The 22,001-nt window shown below is 62.6% G+C and carries 17 protein-coding genes; 8 read left to right on the plus strand and 9 right to left on the minus strand.

All coding sequences use genetic code 11. From position 1 onward, the window contains the following. Positions 1-98 precede the first annotated feature (98 nt). On the plus strand, positions 99-1,007 hold the full coding sequence (locus QZ564_RS05050; RefSeq protein WP_297105652.1) for a LysR substrate-binding domain-containing protein: 909 nt from the start codon (positions 99-101) through the stop codon (positions 1,005-1,007). Positions 1,008-1,062: 55 nt separating this feature from the next. Next, a complete protein-coding gene (locus QZ564_RS05055) occupies positions 1,063-1,524 on the plus strand; it encodes a DUF5680 domain-containing protein (protein ID WP_297105654.1) in 462 nt (153 codons plus the stop codon). A gap of 69 nt (positions 1,525-1,593) precedes the next feature. On the opposite strand, the gene rhaI is transcribed toward QZ564_RS05055, so the two are convergent. Both rhaI and QZ564_RS05065 read right to left on the minus strand, forming a co-directional pair. Next, positions 1,594-2,883 carry an L-rhamnose catabolism isomerase gene (gene rhaI / locus QZ564_RS05060; RefSeq protein ID WP_297105657.1) on the minus strand — a complete coding sequence of 430 codons (1,290 nt, stop codon included), beginning with the start codon at positions 2,881-2,883 and terminating at the stop codon, positions 1,594-1,596. Positions 2,884-2,893: 10 nt separating this feature from the next. Further along, a complete protein-coding gene (locus QZ564_RS05065; protein WP_297105659.1) occupies positions 2,894-4,990 on the minus strand; it encodes a bifunctional rhamnulose-1-phosphate aldolase/short-chain dehydrogenase in 2,097 nt (698 codons plus the stop codon). A gap of 183 nt (positions 4,991-5,173) precedes the next feature. Between QZ564_RS05065 and QZ564_RS05070 the strand changes: the two genes are divergently transcribed. The 6 genes from QZ564_RS05070 to rhaM all read left to right on the plus strand — a co-directional run bounded on the left by QZ564_RS05070 (position 5,174) and on the right by rhaM (position 10,984). Continuing rightward, a complete protein-coding gene (locus QZ564_RS05070; protein WP_297105661.1) occupies positions 5,174-5,974 on the plus strand; it encodes a DeoR/GlpR family DNA-binding transcription regulator in 801 nt (266 codons plus the stop codon). A gap of 47 nt (positions 5,975-6,021) precedes the next feature. Next, positions 6,022-7,008 (plus strand): rhamnose ABC transporter substrate-binding protein, encoded by a 987-nt coding sequence (gene rhaS, locus QZ564_RS05075; protein WP_297105663.1) that lies wholly within the window; start codon positions 6,022-6,024, stop codon positions 7,006-7,008. 166 nt (positions 7,009-7,174) lie between these two features. Then, positions 7,175-8,680 (plus strand): sugar ABC transporter ATP-binding protein, encoded by a 1,506-nt coding sequence (locus tag QZ564_RS05080; RefSeq protein ID WP_297105665.1) that lies wholly within the window; start codon positions 7,175-7,177, stop codon positions 8,678-8,680. Beyond that, entirely contained in the window at positions 8,677-9,657 is a 981-nt protein-coding gene (locus QZ564_RS05085; RefSeq protein ID WP_297105667.1) for an ABC transporter permease, read from the plus strand. The genes QZ564_RS05080 and QZ564_RS05085 overlap by 4 nt, the downstream gene beginning before the upstream one ends. After that, entirely contained in the window at positions 9,654-10,655 is a 1,002-nt protein-coding gene (locus QZ564_RS05090) for an ABC transporter permease (RefSeq protein ID WP_297105669.1), read from the plus strand. Before QZ564_RS05085 ends, QZ564_RS05090 begins: the two co-directional genes overlap by 4 nt. After that, positions 10,652-10,984 (plus strand): L-rhamnose mutarotase, encoded by a 333-nt coding sequence (gene rhaM, locus QZ564_RS05095; protein ID WP_297105671.1) that lies wholly within the window; start codon positions 10,652-10,654, stop codon positions 10,982-10,984. The genes QZ564_RS05090 and rhaM overlap by 4 nt, the downstream gene beginning before the upstream one ends. A gap of 65 nt (positions 10,985-11,049) precedes the next feature. Here rhaM and QZ564_RS05100 read toward each other — a convergent pair whose 3' ends face one another. From QZ564_RS05100 to QZ564_RS05130, 7 genes are all read right to left on the minus strand, one after another. Next, a complete protein-coding gene (locus QZ564_RS05100; RefSeq protein ID WP_297105673.1) occupies positions 11,050-11,751 on the minus strand; it encodes an outer membrane protein in 702 nt (233 codons plus the stop codon). An 80-nt stretch (positions 11,752-11,831) separates the two neighbouring features. Next, positions 11,832-13,409, minus strand: coding sequence for a siroheme synthase CysG (gene cysG / locus QZ564_RS05105; protein WP_297105676.1), 1,578 nt, complete (start codon positions 13,407-13,409; stop codon positions 11,832-11,834). Next, positions 13,381-16,002 carry a nitrate reductase gene (locus tag QZ564_RS05110; RefSeq protein ID WP_297105682.1) on the minus strand — a complete coding sequence of 874 codons (2,622 nt, stop codon included), beginning with the start codon at positions 16,000-16,002 and terminating at the stop codon, positions 13,381-13,383. The genes cysG and QZ564_RS05110 overlap by 29 nt, the downstream gene beginning before the upstream one ends. A 4-nt stretch (positions 16,003-16,006) precedes the next feature. Beyond that, complete coding sequence (gene nirD, locus QZ564_RS05115) at positions 16,007-16,342, minus strand: nitrite reductase small subunit NirD (RefSeq protein ID WP_297105685.1); 336 nt, start codon at positions 16,340-16,342, stop codon at positions 16,007-16,009. A gap of 5 nt (positions 16,343-16,347) precedes the next feature. Then, on the minus strand, positions 16,348-18,792 hold the full coding sequence (gene nirB / locus QZ564_RS05120; protein ID WP_297105687.1) for a nitrite reductase large subunit NirB: 2,445 nt from the start codon (positions 18,790-18,792) through the stop codon (positions 16,348-16,350). 347 nt (positions 18,793-19,139) lie between these two features. Continuing rightward, positions 19,140-20,885 carry a nitrate ABC transporter ATP-binding protein gene (locus tag QZ564_RS05125; protein WP_297105690.1) on the minus strand — a complete coding sequence of 582 codons (1,746 nt, stop codon included), beginning with the start codon at positions 20,883-20,885 and terminating at the stop codon, positions 19,140-19,142. 9 nt (positions 20,886-20,894) lie between these two features. Then, positions 20,895-21,968 carry an ABC transporter permease gene (locus tag QZ564_RS05130; protein ID WP_297105693.1) on the minus strand — a complete coding sequence of 358 codons (1,074 nt, stop codon included), beginning with the start codon at positions 21,966-21,968 and terminating at the stop codon, positions 20,895-20,897. Between the last annotated feature and the right edge of the window lie 33 nt (positions 21,969-22,001).

Here is a 22,001-nt window from a genome sequence, read left to right on the forward strand (position 1 = left end):
CCGGTGCCTCTATGTGGTTGACATGAGGCACAATCTGCCGCCGAATACTGCAGGTTTCCAACTAAACATCGATAAGCTGCCATAAGGAGATTTGATGCATGTCCTTGCCGCCACTGGCCGCGTTGCGCGCCTTCGAGGCGGTGGCGCGGCACCTCAATTTCACCCGTGCCGCCGAGGAACTGGGCATGACCCAGGCCGCTGTGAGCTACCAGATCAAGATCCTCGAGGAGCGCGTGGGCGCGCCGCTGTTCCTGCGCAAGCCGCGGCAGGTGGAACTGAGCGAAGCGGGGGCGCGGCTGGCGCCCGAGGTGGAACAGGCCTTTGACATATTGCGCAATGCCTTCGCGCGCTCGCGCGGGCAGATCGACGGCATGCTGGCCATCAGCGCCGTGCCCACCTTTGCCAGTCACTGGCTGGCACCCAATATCGGCCTGTTCCAATTGGCCCATCCCGACATTGCCGTGCGCGTGGAAAGCGCAACGCACCTGGTCGACTTTGCCGGCGAGGATATTGACGTGGTGATCCGGGCGACCAGCCGGGAGACCGAAGGCCTGGTCTGGCACCGCCTGCTCAAGGCGGAGTTCACGCCCATTCTCAGTGCAAAGGTGATCGAGGAATACCAGGTGCGCGAGCCGCGCGACCTGCTGCGCGTGCCGCAGGTGACGCCGGACGATCCCTGGCTCAGCAGATGGCTTGCGGCGCATGGCGTCGAAATGCCGGTCTCCGGAGACCGGCCCTTTGCCCGGCTGGGCATGCAGTTTCTCGAGGCGGCCGCCGTGGCGGCCGGGCGGGGCGTGGCCATGCTGACGCCGGCCTTTTACGGGGACGAACTGGCGGCAGGCCGGCTCGTGCAGCCGTTCAAGGCGGTGGGCTGGGACGGACACGGCTATTACCTCGCCTATCCGGTCAGCCGGAAGAACCAACCCAAGATCAGGGCCTTTCGCGACTGGATCATGGAGGCGACGCGGGAATTGCGCGAGAGCCAGACGGGCATGACGCTCTCCTGACACGCTATGGCCTGGCGTGCCCGCAGACTGGTTCCCATTCGAACAGGGGACCCCCATGACCGCCGCAGAACTCAACGCCATCATCGTCCGCGCCAAGGCCATGAGCTATGTCGGCGGTGGTGCGCGGACCCAGCCCAGCCGGCCCGGAGCCAACGATCTCAGTTGGTCCGAGGGCGAGTGGCGCTATCTCGACAGCTATTTCGGCGGCACGGATTTCCTGGGGCAGGAGGTGCTGTGGCGGGGATACGAGCCGGTCTGGGCGATGAACTATTACGGGCAGGTGCTGCGGCCCGACCTGATCGATGGCGAGCGGGCCGGCGCCACGATCAAGGCGGCATTGGGCGCCATGTATCAGGAAGGGCGGTTCCTTGGTGGCTTTGACTGGACCGGGGAGTTCGGTCGGTATGTTGATCGGAGCGAGGGCAATGTCGCCAGCTTTCGCGGGCGCGAGGTGATCGAGGTGGAGGGCACGGAAGCCTATGCCCTCGACTATTTCGGCGGGATGGTGAAGCCCTAGACAAGCAGAAGGCCCGGTGATCGCTCACCGGGACTTCCGTTTTCCTTGGCGGGGGGGTGCCGCGGAAAACTAGACAATACCGCCCGATCCGGCTGCGATTTCGGGGCGGATTTCGGCGACCTTGGCGCGGTAGCCCGATGCGCGGTAGGTAGCGAGGAGGTCAATCGCGCCGCCCTGTTCCATGCGGGCCATAGCCAGGATGGGCTCGACATCGGTGCGGTAGGCGAGGCGCAAGGCCTGGGTGGCGGCGAGGGCATCATTGCCCTCCTGCGCGGCCTTGAGACCAGCGCGGTCCACCAGGAGGGCCTGGGCATAGGCGCGCTGCACATCGGCGGCCGAGAGCATCAGCGACTCGATCGGGTCGGTGACATTGTGCGACTGGTCGAGCATATGGGCCGGGTGGAAGTCGCTGTAGCGGGCTTCGGCGTCGACCAGTTCATTGAACACCAGGAACAGGCGATAGGGATCGATCGAGCCGGCGTCGAGGTCATCATCGCCATATTTGCTGTCGTTGAAGTGGAAGCCGCCCAGCTTACCGAATTGGGCCAGCCGCGAGACGATCATCTCGATATTGACGTTGGGCGCATGGTGGCCGAGATCGACCAGGCAGAAGGCCTTGTCGCCCAGTTCCCTGGCAATCAGGTAATTGGTGCCCCAATCCTGCACGACGGTCGAATAGAAGGCCGGCTCGTACATCTTGTGTTCGGTGTAGAGCCGCCAGTCATCGGGCAGGGCGGCATAGATGGACTTCACGGCGTCCAGATAATGGCCGAACTGATCGGCGAAATTGACCTGGCCGGGGAAGTTGGAACCATCACCGATCCAGACGGTAAGTGCTTTGGAGCCAATGGTCTTGCCGATCTCGATGCATTCGAGATTATGTTCGATGGCCTGGTCTCGTGTTGCTTTGTCATAGGCCGAAAGTGAACCGAACTTGTAGCTCTGCAACTGACCCTTGGCGTCCGAGAAGGTGTTCGAGTTCATGGCGTCGAAGCCGAGGTTGAATCGGCTGGCAGCCTGCTTGAGCCGGTTGGGGTCGGCCTTGTCCCACGGGATGTGGAGAGAGACGGTCTTGGTCGCCTGGGTCAGCTGGGCGATGACGGCGCAGTCTTCGATCTTGTCGAAAATGTCGCGCGGCTCGCCCTTGCCGGGGAAGCGGGCAAAGCGGGTGCCGCCAGTGCCGACGCCCCAGGAGGGCACGGCGACGGAAAAGGCGGCGACCTTGTCCTTGAGGGCGTCGATATTGATGCCGCGCCGATCGAGGCGCTCGCCTAGGGTGTCGTAATCGACATGCAGATCCGCAGCGCGGCTGGCATTTTCGGCTTCGACGACGGAGGGGTCGATGATGTGTTCGGTCATCTCGCAATCCTCAGCGCGGGAACGACTGGGCATTGCCCGCGTCGACATTGATGATGTTGCCTGTGGACTTGGCCGAGGCTTCCGAGGCGAAGAAGTAGATGGCTTCGGCAATGTCCTCGGGGAAGACAGAGCGCTTGAGCATCGAACGCTGGCGGTACATTTCTTCAAGGCCATCCTTGTCGGTCTTGTAGGTCGAGGCGCGCTGCTCGAGCCATTCGCCGGCCCAGATTTTTGAGCCGCGCAGCACGGCATCGGGATTGACGACATTGACGCGGATCTGCGCTTCGGCGCCCTCGAGGGCCAGGCACCGGGCGAGGTGGATTTCGGCGGCCTTGGCGGTGCAATAGGCTGCAGCGTTGGGCGAAGCGGCGAGGCCATTCTTGGACGCGACGAAGACGACATTGCCGCCGATCTTTTGGCTCCGGAAAATCTTGAAGGCTTCGCGGCTGACGAGGAAATAGCCTGTGGACAGGATGTCCATGTTCTTGTTCCAGAGCTCGAGCGTGGTCTCCTCGATCGGGGCCGAGGAGGCAAGGCCGGCATTGGAGACGAGGATGTCGAGGCCGCCGAACTCGACCACGGCATGGGCGAAGCCGGAAATGATCTGGTCTTCCTTGGTGACATTGATATTCACCGGGCGGACGAAATCCTTGCCGAACACGCCAGACAGCTCCTCGGTGGCGCCATCGAGCGCAGTCTGGTCGATATCCGCCAGCACCACGCAGGCGCCTTCGCGGAGGAGCCGGGCCGCCGTCGCCTTGCCGATGCCACCGGCGCCGCCGGTGACCATCGCGATCTTGCCGGCCAGGGATTTCGGCTTGGGCATGCGCTGCAGCTTGGCTTCCTCAAGCAGCCAATATTCGATGTCGAAAGCTTCCTGTTCGTCGAGGCCCTGATACTCGGAAACGGTCGAGGCACCGCGCATCACGTTGATGGCGTTGACATAGAATTCGCCGGAAATGCGGGCGGTGGCCTTGTCCTTGGCGAAGGTGATCATGCCCACGCCGGGGATCAGGTAGACGACGGCATTCGGATCGCGGATGGTGGGCGAGTTGTCGTGCTTGCAGCGCTCGTAATAGGCGGCGTAATCGGCGCGATAGGCGGCGATCTGGTCGCCGAGGCCGGCAATGACCGCATCGACATCCGGATTGGCCGGGTCGAAATCCACGACCAGCGGACGGATCTTGGTGCGCAGGAAGTGGTCGGGGCAGGAGGTGCCCAGGGCCGCCAGCGGACGCAGATTGTTGGAATTGACGAATTCCAGCACGGCGTCGCTGTCGTCGAAATGCCCCAGCTTGTGGCTGTCCTCGGAGATGAAGCCGCGAATTTTTGGCATCAGACGAGCCGCAATGGCACGGCGCTCTTCGGCCGGCAGGGACTGGGTGGCGGCGCCACCGAAAATGGTATTGCCCTCGGTCTGCTCCTCGAACCAGGCTATGGCCTGATTGATGATGGCAATGGTGGTTTCATAGCATTCCTTAGGCGTGTCGCCCCAGGTGAAGAGGCCGTGTGACTCGAGAACGACACCCTTGGCGGCGGGGTTGTCGAGACAGAACTTTTCCAGCCACAGGCCAAGCTCGAAGCCCGGCTTCTTCCAAGGCAGCCAGCCGATCGAGTCGCCAAAAATCTGCTTGGTCAGCTCCCTGGAATTCTTCGAAGCCGCGATGGCGATGATCGCGTCGGGATGCATGTGATCGACATAGGGCCGGTTCACATAGGCGTGGAGCGGGGTGTCGATGGAGGAGGCACGCGGATTGAGGTTGAAGGTGGCGTGGGGCAGGTAGCCCACCATCTCGTCCTCGAATTCGACGCCGCGATAGAGGCCCTTCAGGGCCCGCAGCTTGTCCATGTAAAGCGTGGCAAAACCGTCCAGCTTGATCGAGGCATTGTCGCCGCCCGAACCCTTGACCCAGAGGACCTCGACCATCTCGCCGGTCAGCGGGTCCTTCTGCATGATCTTGGACGAGGTATTGCCACCACCATAATTGGTGACGCGCTTGTCCGAGCCAAGCAGGTTCGAGCGATAGACGAGGCGCTCCGGCTCTGACATCGCGGCCGCTTTGGCGTCATCCCACAAATTGGCGAGGCGCTTGGGCGCGGTGGACATCGGTTTCCTCCCGGAGATAGGCAGAGACTTGGTTAGTCGGGACATGCGCATAGAACGGCCAACACTGTCAATCACAAACGATCATATGTCGTCATGTATGATCGAATATGACAGTGATATGCGGAATTGTGATTGACTCTGCCCGGAAATGATGGAAGCAAATGCAATCAGGGAGTATCAGCATTGCACGAAACCGAACGTCACCGCGTCATTCTCGCCGCCGCTCAGTCCCACCCCGTGGTGACGGTCGCGGAGCTTTGCGAGGTGACAGGCTCGTCGGAAGCCACCATTCGTCGTGATATTGCGGCCCTGGATGAGCAGGGCAGGCTGCGCCGGGTGCGGGGTGGCGCCGAAGCGCTTAACCCACCGGCCCAGGGTGGCCTGATGGGTCGGCCATTTTCCGTCAATGAAACGCTCAACATCGCGCAGAAGCGCGCAATTGCCCGCGTCGCTGCCGAGATGTGCAATGACGGGGAGCCGATCATCATCAATGGCGGCACCACGACCTATCAGATGGTGCATCACCTGACGGGCAGGCGCCTCAGCGTCTTCACCAACAGCTTCGCCATTGCCGAATTTCTCATTCATAACTCGCGCAATTCCGTCGTCATTCCCGGCGGCACGGTCTATCGCGAGCAGAATGTCATCCTCTCGCCTTTCGGCGGTGTGGTGGCGAGCCATTTCTACGCCAAGCGCATGTTCATCGGCTGCCAGGGCATCGGTGCCCACGGGCTGATGGAGGCCGATCCAATGATCGTGCAGTCCGAGCTGGCGTTGATCGGCCAGGCAGACGAGCTGATCGTCCTGGCCGACTCTTCCAAGTTTTCGGGACGCTCGAGCCTCATCCTGTGTGAGCTCGACCGAATTGCCACTGTCATCACCGACAGCGGTATCCGCGACGAAGACCGCCAGATGCTGGAAACGGCAGGCGTGCGGCTCATCGTGGCGGATGCGACTGCTCAGGCGGAAACGACCGCCGCCTGAGAATGGGACCAAAAGACCAAGACCAGACAATCCCAGGGAGGGACCAAATGAAACTATGGAAACTGCTCGCTGCCACGGCCACTGCTGCCGTGCTGCTCGCCACCCCGGCCATGGCACAGACGCGCATAGCACTTGTCGTCAAGTCGCTCGGCAATGGCTTCTTTGACGCCGCTGCCAAGGGCGCCGAAGAGGCTGCGGCCGAACTCGGTGACGTTGAAGTGATCTACACGGGCCCAACCTCGGCCACGGCGGAAGCCCAGATCGAAGTCGTCAATTCGTTGATCGCCCAGCAGGTCGACGCCATTGCCATCTCGGCCAACGACCCCGATGCGCTCGTGCCGGTGTTGCAGCGCGCCATGGAACGCGGCATCAAGGTGATCTCCTGGGACTCCGGTGTGGCCCCCGAAGGCCGCCAGCTCCACCTCAACCCGTCCGACATCGACCTGATCGGCGAAACCATCATCAAGCTGGCTGCCGACTATCTGCCTGAGGGCGGCGATGTGGCCATTCTCTCGGCTGCCTCGACCGCAACCAATCAGAATGCCTGGATTGAAGCCGCCAAGGCCGCTATCCCCGAGAAGTTCCCGAACATCAACCTGGTTGCCACTGTCTATGGCGACGACGACTCGGTGAAGTCGACCGAAGAGGCCCGTGGCCTGATCGCGGCCCACCCGGACCTCAAGGCCATCATCGCCCCGACCACTGTCGGCGTGGTTGCTGCCGCCCAGGTCGTGACCGACCAGAACCTGATCGGCCAGATCAATGTGACCGGCCTGGCCCTGCCGTCCGAGTTCAAGCAGTTCATCGACAATGGTGCATCGCAGGCCGTGGCCCTGTGGAACCCGATCGACCTGGGCTACTCGGCTGTCTACCTCGCCAATGCCCTGGTGGAAGGCGCAGAAGCTGCGCCCGGCGCGACGCTCTCCATCGGCAAGGTTGGCGAAGTGACCCTGGACGACACCAACTCTGCCGCCATGGCTGCGCCCTTCCAGTTCGACGCGTCGAACATCGAAGAGTTCAGCAAGATCTACTGATCTTTCTTCACCTCTCCCTCTGGAGGAGAGGTCGACGCGAAGCGTCGGGTGAGGGGGCCTTGGTGAACAGCCAAAAGGCCCCCTCACCCTAACCCTCTCACCCAAGGGGAGAGGGAGCCAGATCGAGCGCTTATCTCGCTCAGCGCCCGACCCAAGGAATAAGATCATGACCGACCCCATCCTGACCCTTTCGGGCATATCCAAGAGCTTTCCTGGCGTCAGGGCGCTGCATGATGTGTCGCTCGAACTCTATGCCGGGCAGGTAACCGCCCTGATCGGGGAGAACGGGGCGGGTAAGTCGACGCTGGTCAAAACCATGACTGGCATCTACCAGCCGGACGCGGGCGAGATCCGGGTCAATGGGCAGCTGGTCAGCCTGCCGACGGCGCATTCGGCATCTGACGCCGGCATAACGGCCATCCATCAGGAGACGGTGCTGTTCGACGAATTGAGCGTCGCGGAGAACATCTATCTGGGACATGCGCCCAGGAACCGGTTCGGTCTGATCGACTGGAAGACCATGCGCCGGGAAGCGCAGTTGACGCTGGATTCCATGGCTGCCGGCATTGATGCGGGCATGCCGCTCAAGGAACTCGGTATTGCCAAGAAGCATCTTGTAGCCGTGGCGCGGGCGCTGAGCGTCGACGCACAGGTGGTCATCATGGACGAACCGACAGCGGCGCTGAGCCAGAAGGAAATCGAAGAGCTCTATGTTCTGGTCGACCTGCTCAAGCAGGATGGCAAGGCCATCCTCTTCATCTCGCACAAGTTCGACGAAATCTATCGCATTGCCGACCGCTACACTGTGTTTCGCGACGGGGAAATGGTGGGCAAGGGCTTCATCAAGGACACGCCGCAATCCGAGATTGTCCGGATGATGGTGGGGCGGTCGGTCGACCAGATTTTTCCGGCGCGCCAGGCAGAAATTGGGGGCACTGTGCTCGAGGTTTCGGGCCTCAGCCACCCGACCGAATTCGACAACGTGTCCTTCTCGGTGAAGAAGGGTGAGATCCTCGGTTTCTATGGTCTGGTGGGGGCGGGGCGCTCCGAAGTGATGCAGGCCGTTTTTGGCATGACCCGGCCTTCGGCAGGCGCGATGTTGCTGGAGGGCAAGTCGGTGGCGCCGAGATCGCCCGCCGATGCGGTGGCGGCAGGTATCGTTTATGTCCCTGAGGAACGGGGTAAGCAGGGCGTCATCACCGGCGAGCCCATATTCAAGAATGTCTCACTCCCTAGCCTCGACAAGACCAGCCGCTCCGGCTTCCTGCGCATGGCCGAGGAGTTCAGGCTGGCCCGCACCTATACCGAGCGGCTTGACCTGCGGGCATCTTCGCTCAGCCAGAACGTTTCGACGCTGTCGGGCGGCAACCAGCAGAAGGTGGTGATCGCCAAGTGGCTGGCGACGCTGCCCAAGGTGATCATTCTCGATGAACCCACTAAGGGCATCGATATCGGCTCCAAGGCGGCCGTGCACGAATTCATGGGTGAACTGGTGGCGCAAGGTCTCAGCGTGATCATGGTTTCGTCTGAACTGCCCGAGATATTGGGCATGAGCGACCGGATCGTGGTCATGCGCGAGGGACTGGTGGTGGACACTTTGGACAATTCCAATCTGCAGCCCGAGACGCTGGTGCGCCTGGCGGCCGGCATCCTTGAGGAGCAAGCGGCATGAACCGGGTGCTGAAGTCTCGCGAGGTTTGGCTGGGCCTGGCAATCCTCGCCGTCCTGGTGCTGGTCACCCTGCGCTTTCCGCGCTTTTCCCAGCCGTCGAACCTGCTGACCATCTTTAACGACACATCGATCCTGATGATGCTGGCGCTGGGGCAGATGGCCGTTATCCTGACCCGGTCCATCGACCTCTCCATGGCCTCGAACCTGGCACTGACCGGCATGGTCGTGGCCATGACTAATGCGGCTTTCCCCTTCATTCCCATTCCATTGCTGATTGCCGGATGCATTGTGGTTGGGGCGGGGCTGGGCGCCTTCAATGGCATCCTTGTCTGGAAACTCGACATTCCGCCAATCGTCGTGACGCTGGGGACGCTCACCATTTTCCGTGGCCTTGTCTTCGTGATTTCCGGAGGCGCCTGGGTCAACGCGGCTCAGATGAGCACCGACTTTATCCAGCTTCAGCGTGGTTCATTCCTCGGCCTGCCCATCCTGAGCTGGTTCGCCATCGTGGTGGCGGCGCTGGTCTATGTGCTCATGACCCGAACCGCCTGGGGCCGGGCCTTCTATGCTATCGGCGTCAATCCGACGGCGTCGGTCTATACCGGCATTGATGTGGGCCGCACCAAGTTCCTGGCATTCGTGCTCTCGGGCGCCATATCCGGGCTCTGCGGCTATCTTTGGATATCCCGCTATGTGATTGCCTCGGTTGAGGTGGCCAGTGGCTATGAGCTCACCATCGTGGCTGCCTGCGTCATCGGCGGAGTCTCGATCGCGGGCGGTATCGGCACGGTGGGCGGCGCCTTGCTCGGGGCGCTGTTTCTCGGCGTCGTCAACAACGCACTGCCGGTCATCGGCGTATCGCCCTTCTGGCAGATGGCCATTTCCGGCGCGGCGATCCTGCTCGCTGTTGTGCTCAATGCCTCAAGCGAGCGCACCAAGGGCCGTATCATTCTCAAGAAGGCCGAGGTGGCAGCATGACCGACGCAACTGCAACCGGCCGACACCTGCCTGATCGGCTCGACAATCCGCTCAAATCGGCGGTGGTGAGTTGGGAAAGCCTGCTGGTGCTGGTCGCGCTGGGCATCTTCATCGGCAATAGTTTCGCCTCGCCCTATTTCCTCAACGCCTGGAGCCTCAGCGATCTCACCTTCAATTTCACCGAGAAGGGCCTGATCGCGCTGGCCATGGCGCTGGTGATCATCACCGGTGAGATCGACCTGTCGGTTGCCTCGATCATTGCCCTGGCATCCACGCTGATGGGGCTGGCCCTGCAATTCGGTGCAGACACTCCGACCCTGGTTGCCGTAGGCGTCGGCGTCGGCATTCTCTGCGGCGCCTTCAATGGGTTTCTCGTGACCGGCCTCAAGCTGCCCTCGATCGTGGTGACCATCGGCACGATGAGCCTGTTCCGGGGCATTGCCTTCATCATCCTGGGAGACCAGAGCTATAAAGGCTATCCGAAGGACTTTTCCTGGTTCGGCCAGGGCTATGTCTGGTGGGTCGTTTCGTTCGAGCTTGTGTTGTTTCTCGTGGCCGCAGCAATCTTCTATGTGCTGTTGCACCGCACCAATTTCGGCCGCCGGGTCTTTGCCATCGGCAACAACGCCACTGCCGCGCGCTTTTCCGGCGTACGCGTTGATCGCATCAAGTTCGTGCTGTTCTGCCTGACCGGGCTGATGAGCGGCATTGCCGCCGTATTGCTGACAGCCCGATTGGGTTCAACCCGCCCGTCCATTGCCCAGGGCTTCGAGCTCGACGTGGTGACCATGGTCGTGCTGGGCGGGGTCTCCATCATGGGTGGTGCTGGCTCGATCCTCGGAGTCGTGTTGGCGGCCTTGATCATCGGCCTCGTGACCTTCGGCCTGGGTCTGCTCAATGTGCCGGGTATTGTGATGACGATCTTCACCGGGGCTCTGCTGATCGTGGTGATCGCCCTGCCGATCCTCTTCCGCATGTTCAGGGAGCGCCGCGGATGATCGTGGACAATGGCTACGAAAAGCACGCCTTCAAGATGAGGCTCAATCCGGGCATGGCTGAGGAATATCGTCGCCGCCATGACGAGATATTTCCCGAGCTGGTCGATCTGCTGCACGAGGCCGGTGTGAAGGACTATTCGATCCACCTCGATGAGGAAACCAACACACTCTTCGGGGTGCTCTGGCGCCGCGTGGATCACACCATGGCAGACCTGCCCAACACAGAGGTGATGAAGCGCTGGTGGGCGCATATGGCCGACATCATGGCCACCAATGAGAAGAATGAACCGGTCTCGGTCGACCTCGCGCCGATGTTCTGGATGAAGTGAACCTCCCAGAAATGCAAAGGGCGGCCTCGAGGGCCGCCCTTCCTGCGTCACAAAGCGCGTGCGCACTAGAAGCGGTAATTGACACCCAGCTTGAGCGCATGGGCGTTGGACTTGATATCCGTCGCGCCGGTATTTGCGATGGTGTTGATTGGGGCCTGCACGGTGGCAAAGTCATAATAGGCGTATTCCGCCTTGACGCTGATGGCGTCGGTTACCGCAACTTCCGCGCCAGCACCTGCCGTCCAGCCCCATACTGTGGACGAGAAAGTGCCGGTCGAGCCGCCTGGGGCCGGGTTGGTCGAGGCGGTGATGCCGCCGACCGCCAGGCCGGCAGTGCCGAACAGCAGCACGCGGTCAAGCGCGACGCCGCCGCGCAGCTTGCCGCTGCCGACCCAGTTCATGCGACCGATACAGTCAAATCCCGGGGCGTTGCTGCAGGTCTGGCTGCCATTGACATCGCTCCAGGCCAAATCGCCTTCAAGGCCGAGGACGAAGTTGCCGAACTGGGCATTGCCGCCGAGGGTGCCGCCCAGCAGGCCGCCACGTACGTCGACAGTGCTCGCGCTGGCGTTGACGACATTGGTGCTGGTGGCACGGCCAGTTGCGTAGCCTGCATAGACACCCGCGTAAAAGCCATTCCAGTCGAAGCTGGTCTCCGGCATTTCGACCAGTTGCGGGAAGTCGTAGCTGAGATCGGCCGCACTGGCGCTGGCCATGCTTGCTAGCCCGAGCATCACGGGTACGAAAAACTTGGTGAATTTGAGCAATGGTGCCTCCACTATGGTGAACGCACCGTGCATTGGAATGGTTAATCAAATGCTGAGGAAAGTCGATTTCCGTCAGGGACTTAGCCGTTCACGCTCATGCCTACGGATATTTCACAATCATTCATGCTGGCATAGCCTTCGGTGCGGCTGCGACCCAGAGCATCGCCCACGGCAAAGATCGTCGGCGCCGAAAGGGGAAAGGCCTCAACCGCACTGACTGCTTCGCCTATCGTGCCGCGCCAGATCTGCTCTTCGGCGCGGCCGATACTGCCGGCGATGATGGCGGGCGTTGAGAGGCTCATGCCCTTGGCCGAAAGTTCAGCGACGATACCGGGCAGGGTGCGGCGGGACATATAGTAGATCGCGGTAGTAGCCGGATCGGCCAGCGCCATCCAGTTGAGAGTGTCGGGCAATACGCGCTTGCGAGAATGGCCGGTGACGAAGCGCACCGACTGGGCGTGGTCGCGATGAGTGAGCGAAACGCCCAGGCGGCTGGCCAGCGCTATGCCGGCGGAAATGCCGGGCACGACCGAGACGGCAATGCCATGGTTTTCCAGCATTTCGATTTCCTCGCCGGCACGGCCGAAAATCATCGGGTCGCCGGACTTGAGGCGAACCACATGCTTGCCCTGGCGGGCCAGGGTCAGCATCATCTCGTTGATGTCTTCCTGGGCGCAGCTCTCGCGTTGCGCGCGCTTGCCGACAAGCATGCGCTTGGCCTCCCGACGGGCCAGTTCAAGCACTTCGGACGAGACGAGGTCATCGAACAAGATGACATCGGCCGATTGCAGGGCCCGTACGGCCTTGATCGTGAGCAGGTCCGCATCGCCCGGGCCGGCACCCACCAGCGTGACGCGGCCGGTAGCGGGCTGGGTGGCGAAGGCGACATCTTCGTCACCGGAATCGGGCGCACGGCTGGAGAAAGCGTTTTCGGCAAGGCGTTCCCAGAAGGTCCGGCGCTGCGGGCCGGCTTCGAGGCGGTCCATGACAGTGTCGCGGACCTTGGCGGCCAGCTGCGCCCAGAGGGAAAGTGTCTGCGGGAGCAGGGTCTCGATGCGGCGGCGGACGGCCTGGCCGAGGATGGGCGCCGCGCCGGCAGTGGAAATGCCGACGACGACGGGCGAGCGATTGACGATGGCGCCGAACTGGAACTGGCAGAATTCGGGGCGGTCGATGACGTTGTAGGGAACGGCAGCGGCCCTGGCTGCGGCGGTGAAGGCATGGGCCTCGGCATCGGATTCGATGTCGGCAATGGCGAGGGCGGCGCCGGTCAGGTCGGATGGGGTCCAGGGGCGGCGGTGGAGGGTGATAGAGCCGCTGGAAGTGGCGTGCTGGCCCCCCCTCCCAACCTCCCCCGCAAGGGGGGAGGTGTTGGATCGAGTCTGTGACTGGGCCAGGTGCTCCGGCCCGGCACCCTCCCCCTTGCGGGGAGGGATGGGGAGGGGGGCCGCAGGCGTCAGAGCTGCCAACTCCTCGCAAACCTCCTCCGCAAAAACCTCCACCTGCGCGCCGGCCGCTGCGAGAAGTTCGATCTTCCAGGCGGCCGGCTCACCGCCGCCGATGACGACGACGCGCTTGCCCTGAAGGTCGAAGAACACCGGCAGGACAGCGAGAGGGGCGATCCTTGCGTTATTCTGCTGCGATGAGACGGTTTGCATCGACAATCCCCCTGATCTCGGCGCGGCAGGAGCCGCAATTGGTGCCGGCGCGGGTGAGGGCGCCGACGGCTTCGACCGTCGTGCAGCCGTGCCGTGTCACAGCCTCGGTGATGGTGTTGACACCCACACCCATGCAGGAGCAGACAATGGCGCCGCCATCTGGTCGATCTGCGCCTGGGCGGCCAGCCAGGACCATGGAGGCCGTGAGGTCGGTTTCCGACAGCAGGTCCACCGCCCATTGGCGCGAAACCAGCACCGGATCGGGCGAGGTGTAGAGGGCTGCAACCAGCTTGCCGTTTTCGATCAACACGAAGGCGCGGCGGCCAGATCGCTCATCACGGATAGACTGGAAAGATGCGCCCGTCCCGAAAGTGTCGGCCAGAAAGTCAGCCCAACTCGCAGGCTCCTCGGTCATGGCAATCTCGGCGCGCCATCCGCCGGTAGCAGGGGCGATCGTCCAGTAGTCGGTGTCAAGGGCAGGCTTGTTTGCGGCAATCAGGAAGCCGTAAAGGCGCATACCGACGGGTTCGGCATGGACCTGCGCCATTTTCAGCGCTGGCTGGTGAGATACCGGGTCGACCTTGCCAGTGACCAAGGCGTCAATGCGACCATTGCTGGCAAACTGATCGGTCCAGTGCATGGGCACGAAAAGCTGACCCCGCCGCTGTCGGTCGGTAACGAGTGCGCGGACCATGGCATCACCATGCCGGTTGGAAAGGCGAACGAGGGTGGCGCGCCGAATGCCCAGTGCATTGGCGTCGGCAGGATGAATTTCCACGAAAGGTTCGGCCATATGGGCGGATAGGCGGGCCGCCTTGCCGGTGCGCGTCATGGTGTGCCAGTGGTCGCGCACGCGGCCGGTATTGAGGATGAACTGCCCGGGTGCCGGTGCGAAGGGCGGCGGTGGCTGGATCGGCAGGAAGCGGGCCTTGCCATCGGGCGTGAAGTATTTGCCGTCACCGAACATGCGCGCGGCAGGCTTGGTCCGCACGGGCCACTGCACTGGGGCCATGGTCTCGTAGTCGACGTGGGCAAGGCCCGAAAGATCGAAGTCGCGGGCGCCATCATTTTCGAAGGCGCTAAGGGCGACGTGCTCGGCAAAGATCTGCGCCGGGCTGAAATAGGAGAAAGCTTCGCCGTGGCCGAGGCGCCTAGCCACTTCCTTGACGATCCACCAGTCGGGTCTTGCCTCGCCGGGCAGCGGCAGGAACGGACGCTGGCGGGAAATGCGGCGTTCCGAATTGGTGACCGTGCCGTCTTTCTCGCCCCAGCCTGCCGCTGGCAGGCGCACATGGGCGAGTTCCATGGTGTCGGTGTGACGGTTCATGTCGGAGACGACCACGAATGGGCACGCCTTGAGCGCCGCGCGCACGGCATCGGCCTCGGGCATGGAATCGACCGGATTGGTGGCCATGATCCAGACCGCCTTGATCTCGCCGCGCGCCATGGCGGCAAACAGATCAACGGCCTTGAGGCCGGGCTCGCTGGCCACCCTGTCGCTGCCCCAGAAGCGTGACACCCTGTCAATGGCGTCAGGCGTGAAGTCCATATGGGCGGCGAGCATGTTGGCAAGTCCGCCAACCTCGCGACCCCCCATGGCATTTGGCTGGCCGGTGACCGAGAACGGCCCCATGCCCGGCTTGCCGATGCGGCCGGTCGCCAGGTGGCAATTGATTATGGCGTTGACCTTATCGGTGCCGGCCGCCGACTGATTGACGCCCTGGGAGTAGACGGTGACCACCTTCTTGGTGCGCGCGAACACGTCGTAGAAACGAGAGATGGACAAGGGCGAGAGGCCGGTCGCTCCCGACACACGGTCGATCGACCAGTCTTCTGCGGTCAGCAGTGCGGCTTCGAAGCCGCTCGTATAGGCCGAGATGTAATTGCTGTCGGTGACACCGAGGCGATCGAGATGGGCAAGGAGGCCAACGAACAGCGCGCTGTCGCCGTCTGGGGCCACGGGCAGGTGCATCTCGGCAATGTCAGCCGAAACGGTGCGGCGCGGATCGACGAGAACGACCTTGAGGTCGGGCCGGGCAGTGCGGGCGGCGACAATGCGCTGATAGAGCACCGGGTGACACCAGCCGAGATTCGAGCCGACCAGCACGATCAGGTCGGCCTCTTCCAGGTCCTCGTAGTTGCCCGGCACGGTGTCCGAGCCGAAGGCGCGCTTGTGGCCGGCAACGGACGAGGCCATGCAGAGGCGCGAATTGGTGTCGATATTGGCGGCGCCGACAAAGCCCTTCATCAGCTTGTTGGCGACGTAATAGTCCTCGGTGAGCAGCTGGCCGGAGCCATAGATGGCGACCGATTGCGGTCCATGCTCGGCAATGGCCGCCTTGAAACGGCTGGCGACGAGATCGAGGGCATCGTCCCAGCCCGCCCGCTCATCATTGATTTCAGGATGCAGCAGGCGCCCATCGAGTGAAAGGGTTTCGCCCAATGCGGACCCTTTGGAGCAGAGCCGCCCAAAATTGGCCGGGTGATCCGGATCACCAGCGATTTGGACGGTCCCGTCTGGCTGCGGGGTGGCCAACACGCCGCAGCCGACGCCGCAATAGGGGCAAGTGGTGCGAACCGGTTGCTGCTCCACTGGGCTACTCCGCCGCCATCTGCATCAACACGTCGGGCGCAATGAAGATCAGGCCATTCTCGACCTTGACCGGATAGGTCTGGACCGAACCCTCGTCGGCGCCTTGCGCCTCGCCGGTTTCAAGGTCAAAGACCCAGTTGTGCAGTGGACAGGTGACTGACGTGCCATGCACGATGCCCTCTGCGAGCGGGCCACCCTTGTGCGGGCAACGGTTGTCGATGGCAAAGACCTGGTCTTCGGCCGTGCGGAAGACGGCGATCTTGCCCGAGGGAGTTTTGACGCAGCGGGCGCCGCGCACGGGGATGGCAGTGATGCTGCCCAATTCAATCCATTCGGTCATGCGCCTTACTCCGCTGCCACCGGGAGCCCGAACTCCGCCAAAGCGGCGAATTCATGGGCATCCTTGCCGTTGACGCGTTCCTCCCAGGGATCGACCTGGGCAAATTGCTGGGAATAGACGAAGCGGTCGAAATAGTGCTTGCGCTTGACCTTGTCGTCGATGATGGCGGCCTTGATGCTGTCACTGCCGACACGCTTGGCCCATTTGTAGATGCGTTCGAGATAATGCCCCTGCTCACGATAGAGCTGGGTGAGGGCGACGATGATCTCGAGCGCTTCGTCCTCGGTATTGGCATGGCCAATGACTTCGGTGCCCTTGATGTCGAGGCCGGCGGCCCCGGCAAAATGGATGTCGTAGCCAGAATCCACGCAGATGACGCCGATATCCTTGCAGGTTGCTTCGGCGCAGTTGCGCGGACAACCCGACACCGCCATCTTGAGCTTTGCGGGCGTCCAGGCCCCCCACATGAACTTCTCGATGCGCACGCCCAGCCCGGTCGAATCCTGGGTGCCGAAGCGACACCAGTCCGAACCAACGCAGGTCTTAACCGTACGCAGGCCCTTGGCATAGGCGGCGCCTGACACCATGCCGGCCGCATTGAGATCGGCCCAGACAGCGGGCAGGTCTTCCTTCTTGACGCCGAGCAAGTCGATGCGCTGGCCGCCGGTCACCTTGACGGTGGGGATGGCGAACTTGTCGGCTACGTCAGCAATGGCGCGCAACTCCTTAGGATTGGTGAGACCACCCCACATGCGCGGCACGACCGAATAGGTGCCGTCCTTCTGGATATTGGCGTGGACGCGCTCGTTGATGAAGCGCGACTGGCCGTCATCCTCGTATTCGCCGGGCCATTCGGCCACGAGATAGTAGTTGAGGGCCGGGCGGCACTTGGCGCAGCCGCAGGAGGTCTTCCACTCCAGCTCCTGCATGACCGCGGGAATGGACTTGAGCTCCTTGGCCACGATCAGGCGGCGGACCGTGCCGTGGTCGTGCTCGGTGCAGGGACACATGGGCTTGACGGCAGCAGGGTTGTAGCTGTCGCCCAGGGTGATGGACATGAGCTTTTCGACCAGATGGGTGCACGAGCCACACGAGGCCGAGGCCTTGGTATGGGCGCGCACGCCATCGAGATCGGTCAGGCCCTTGGATACGATCGTGCCGGTGATCGTGGACTTACATACGCCGTTGCAGCCGCAGATTTCTGCATCATCCGGCAAGGCTGCAACGGCCGCCATAGGGTCCAGTGCGGCACCCCCCTGGTAGGCCTGACCAAAGATAAGGGTGTCGCGCATGTCGCGCGTATCGGTGCCCTTGCGGATCATGTCGAAGAACCAAGGGCCGTCGGCTGTCTCGCCGTAGAGCACGGCGCCGATGACTTTGTCTTCCTTGAGCACGAGGCGCTTGTAGATGCCCGAAGTGGCGTCCCGCAGCACGATTTCCTCACGGTCCTCTGCATCGGCAAAGTCGCCCGCCGAATAGACCGAAACGCCGGTCACCTTGAGCTGGGTCGCGGTCTGCACCGGGCGGAAGGCGGCATCGACCTTGGCCAGCGTCTTGGCAAGGATTTTGGCCTGGTCATAAAGCGGGGCGACGAGGCCATAGATGATCTTCTCGTGCTCGACGCATTCGCCCAGGGCCAGCACATCGGGGTCCGAGGTGACCATCTGGTCATTGACCACAATGCCGCGCTCGACATGAATGCCGGCATCGGTGGCAAGGCGCGTCTCGGGGCGGATGCCTACGGCCATGACGACGATATCGGCGCCATAAATGGTGCCGTCTTCGAGAGCCACGGCCTCGACCCGGTCTTCGCCAAGAATGGCCTTGGTCTGGGCCTTGCAGTGGACCTTGATGCCACGCGCCTCGAGATCACGCTGCAGCAGGTAACCGGCGGCCGGATCGAGCTGGCGCTCCATCACATGGCCCATCAGGTGCAGCACCACCACTTCCATGCCGCGGGCATTGAGGGCTGCAGCGGCTTCGAGACCAAGCAGGCCCCCGCCGATCACCACGGCCTTGGAGCCGGGGCGCTTGGAGACATCGACCATGCGGTTGACATCATCGAGATCGCGGAACGCCATCACGCCGGGCAAATCCTTGCCGGGCAGGGGGATGATGAAGGGCGCAGAGCCTGTGGCGATGATCAGCTTGTCGTAGGGTGTCTCGCCGTTCTTGGAGATGACCACCTTGCGCTGCCGGTCGATGCCGGTGACGGTTTCGCCGAACCGGGTGTGCACCCCGTGATCGCGATACCAGTCGGCATCATGGGTAATGATCTGCTCATATTCCTTCTCGCCGGCCAGCACCGGGGAGAGCATCAGTCGGTTGTAATTGCCGCGCGGCTCGGCGCCGAACAGCGTGACGTTGAACCGGCCCGGGGCTTCTTCGAAGATGTGTTCCAGGGCGCGGCCTGAAGCCATCCCTGCACCGACGACGACCAGTTTTTCCATTTCGTGCTCCAGAAATCAGGTCTGAAAAACAAAAGGCCGCCAACCGACACGTCGCTGGTCCCATGACCAGTTCGTATCCGTTGGCGACCTTGCCTCTGACGCCCAACCTTGGACGTCGCTTTGTCGAAGAGCGTCTTGGGAGGAGCCCCTTCGCTCTCTTCTTTGCAGGAACTGTGCCAGAGGCGTCCGGCACAGTTTTGTTTATGTTTTACAGGCGCTTACGTTCTGACGGCTATCTACCGTGGGAGTTGGGAACGATGGCAAAAGCCACAATTGATACCTGTATGCCCAAATTTTGCGCAACTGTTGGTGCGCAGGCAAGACTGCACGGTTGTTGAGCAGTAGCGCTATTCGGCCGCTGCGACGGAATGGCTCCGAGAGCGCCGCTTGGACCGGATGCGGTCAAGCGTCTCCTGATCCGGATTGGCGCCACCCTCATAGGCCTCAAGGAAGTCGAGCAGCTCTTCGCGATAGGCGTAGTAGTCCTTGTGAGCGAGGAGTGCCTTGCGGGACCGCGGACGGGGCAGGTCGACCTCCATCACATTGCCGATCCTGGCATTGGGGCCGTTTGACATCATCACCACGCGATCGGCCAGCAGAATGGCCTCGTCAACATCGTGGGTTACACAAATCGCGGTCACCTGGGTCCGTGCCCAGACATCCATGAGAACGTCCTGGAGCTCCCAGCGAGTGATGCTGTCCAGCATGCCGAAGGGCTCATCGAGCAGCAGCAGCTTTGGGGAAAGGGCGAAGGCCCGGGCGATGCCGACGCGCTGCTTCATGCCATTGGAGAGTTCGGACGCCAGTCGATGCATGGCATCGCCTAGCCCCACGCGGCTGAGATAGTATTCCACCACGTCCCGCCGCTCGGCTGCACTGGCATTGGGATAGACCCGGTCAACCCCCAGCGCCACGTTTTCGCGTGCGGTCAGCCAGGGCATGAGGGAGGGGGCCTGGAAAACCACGGCCCGCTCGGGACCGGCCCCGACCACCGGCTTGCCATCCAGGTCGATGGTACCGCCCGAAATGTCATTGAGCCCGGCCACCATGGAGAGCACAGTCGACTTGCCACAGCCGGAGTGGCCGATCAGGGTAACGAACTCGCCCTTCTTCATCTGGAAGTCGAACCGGTCGACCACGGTCAGGGGGCCCTTCGGCGTCGGATAGACTTTCGACACTTCGTTGAAACGGAGATAGTCGTCCTGCGTGTCGGATGCTGCGGCAGCCGAATAGGCGCTGGGCAGGCGCGCCGACTTGCCGCGCGCGATCGGCACGACATTCGGCAGTGTCAGATCCGCGTCGCCGGACTGGTTGCGGGCGGCCCCGATATCCATGAGATATTCGGTGATCTCGCGGCGCAGCTTGATGAACCGGTCATCACCATTGAGCGCAGCACGATCGCGTGGACGCTCGATGTCGACCCGGAAATCGGGTCCCAGCGTCGCCGCCGGTCCGGGTGTCAGCGGGATCACGCGATCAGCCAGCAGGATGGCCTCGTCCACGTCGTTGGTGATCAGGATAATGGTCTTCTTCTCGGCTTCCGAGATCTGCGCGAATTCATCCTGCAGCTTGGAGCGGGTGAGCGCGTCCAGAGCCGAAAGGGGTTCGTCCATCAGCAGAACTTCGGGCTGCATGGCGAGGGCCCGGGCGACGGCAACGCGTTGTCGCATGCCGCCGGAGAGTTCCGCCGGGCGCCGGTCAGCCGCGTGGCCGAGGCCCACCATTTCCACATAGCGCTGGCGCAGCTCCAGCCTTTCGTTGCGTGGGCGGGACTTGTGCACGGCGTTGATGGCCAGATCGACATTGCCGGCCACGCTGAGCCAAGGCATCAGCGAATAGGACTGGAACACCACGCCGCGCTCCGGCCCGGGTCCATCGATCTCCTTGCCGCGGAAGATGACGCCGCCCCGATCGGGTTCGGTCAACCCCGCCATCATCGAGATCAGCGTGGTCTTGCCTGCCCCCGAGAAGCCGAGAATGGCGACGAACTCGCCATCCTCCACCGAGAGGTTGATGTTTTCCAGGATGTCGACGCGCCTCGGCCCATCGCCATAGTGCTTGGAAATGTCCGAGAGTTGCAGGATCGGGGCCATATCGTGGTCCTATCGCTTGCCGGAGAAGGTAAAGGCGGTCTGCAGGGTGAACATCACCCGGTCGAGCAGGAAGCCGATGATGCCGATGGTGAGCACGGCTACGATGATGCGGGCCAGCGAGGTGGAAGAGCCGTTCTGGAACTCGTCCCACACGAACTTGCCCAGGCCCGGGTTCTGCGCCAGCATTTCGGCGGCGATCAGCACCATCCAACCAACACCGAGCGACAGGCGAAGGCCGGTGAAGATCAGGGGGAGGGCCGAAGGCAGGACCAGCTTGGTGATGGTGGTGGGCGTCGATAGCTGCAGAACCTTGCCGACATTGACCAGATCCTTGTCGATCGAGGCCACGCCCAGCGCGGTATTGATCAGCGTCGGCCAGAGTGAGCAGAGGGTGACGGTGACGGCAGAAATCACCAATGCCTTGGGGAAGGCGTCGCTGGCATCGACATAGAGCGCCGAGACCACCATGGTCACGATGGGCAGCCAGGCGAGCGGCGAAACCGGTTTGAACAATTGCACCAGCGGATTGAGCGCACCGTTGAAGGGCTTGCTGAGACCCGAGGCAATGCCAAGCGGCACGGCGATGATGGTGGCGATCAGAAAGCCGAGGCCAACGGTCTTGAGCGAGGTCACGATCTGGTCGAGATAGGTAGGCTTGCCGGTATAGGAGCGCCACTTGACGTCATCGGCCCGGCCATCGGCCACCAGCTCGGCATTGCGCTCGTCCTGGCGGGCGTAGAATTCGGCTTCCTTTTCCCGTTCGGCCAGATGGTCCTGCCACAGGGCGCCAGTCTGTTCCCAGACCTGAGCGGGGCCGGGTATCGCGCCGAGCGATGTCTGCACCTGCGGCGCGAGGGTCGCCCAAGCCAGAAGGAAGGCGGCGATGCCTAGAACGGGGAAAAACAGGCTGTCACGCAGCTCGCCCATCTGTTCGCGCGGGTCATCGCCGGCTGCAATCTTGAGCAGTGGCACCAGCCAGCCCAGGCCAAGGGCGGAGAGCCAGGCGGCCGATCGATTGATGGCGGAAAACAGTTTTTGCCGTCGCTGGCCCTGTGGGGCAGAAACTTCGCTTGCAAGGGTCATGTCTTTGGTCCTCAGGGCTGATGGGTGGCCGGC

Source organism: uncultured Devosia sp. (genome assembly GCF_913055165.1).
Taxonomy (GTDB): Bacteria; Pseudomonadota; Alphaproteobacteria; order Rhizobiales; family Devosiaceae; genus Devosia.

Excerpts from the sequence above, each read along its gene's own strand:
- QZ564_RS05085 (WP_297105667.1), top strand. The coding sequence starts at position 8,677 with ATGAACCGGGTGCTGAAGTCTCGCGAGGTTTGGCTGGGCCTGGCAATC.
- QZ564_RS05090 (WP_297105669.1), top strand. The coding sequence starts at position 9,654 with ATGACCGACGCAACTGCAACCGGCCGACACCTGCCTGATCGGCTCGAC.
- QZ564_RS05080 (WP_297105665.1), top strand. The coding sequence starts at position 7,175 with ATGACCGACCCCATCCTGACCCTTTCGGGCATATCCAAGAGCTTTCCT.
- rhaI (WP_297105657.1), bottom strand. The coding sequence starts at position 2,883 with ATGACCGAACACATCATCGACCCCTCCGTCGTCGAAGCCGAAAATGCC.
- QZ564_RS05130 (WP_297105693.1), bottom strand. The coding sequence starts at position 21,968 with ATGACCCTTGCAAGCGAAGTTTCTGCCCCACAGGGCCAGCGACGGCAA.
- QZ564_RS05050 (WP_297105652.1), top strand. The coding sequence starts at position 99 with ATGTCCTTGCCGCCACTGGCCGCGTTGCGCGCCTTCGAGGCGGTGGCG.
- cysG (WP_297105676.1), bottom strand. The coding sequence starts at position 13,409 with ATGCAAACCGTCTCATCGCAGCAGAATAACGCAAGGATCGCCCCTCTC.
- QZ564_RS05055 (WP_297105654.1), top strand. The coding sequence starts at position 1,063 with ATGACCGCCGCAGAACTCAACGCCATCATCGTCCGCGCCAAGGCCATG.
- QZ564_RS05125 (WP_297105690.1), bottom strand. The coding sequence starts at position 20,885 with ATGGCCCCGATCCTGCAACTCTCGGACATTTCCAAGCACTATGGCGAT.
- nirB (WP_297105687.1), bottom strand. The coding sequence starts at position 18,792 with ATGGAAAAACTGGTCGTCGTCGGTGCAGGGATGGCTTCAGGCCGCGCC.
- nirD (WP_297105685.1), bottom strand. The coding sequence starts at position 16,342 with ATGACCGAATGGATTGAATTGGGCAGCATCACTGCCATCCCCGTGCGC.
- rhaM (WP_297105671.1), top strand. The coding sequence starts at position 10,652 with ATGATCGTGGACAATGGCTACGAAAAGCACGCCTTCAAGATGAGGCTC.
- QZ564_RS05065 (WP_297105659.1), bottom strand. The coding sequence starts at position 4,990 with ATGTCCACCGCGCCCAAGCGCCTCGCCAATTTGTGGGATGACGCCAAA.
- rhaS (WP_297105663.1), top strand. The coding sequence starts at position 6,022 with ATGAAACTATGGAAACTGCTCGCTGCCACGGCCACTGCTGCCGTGCTG.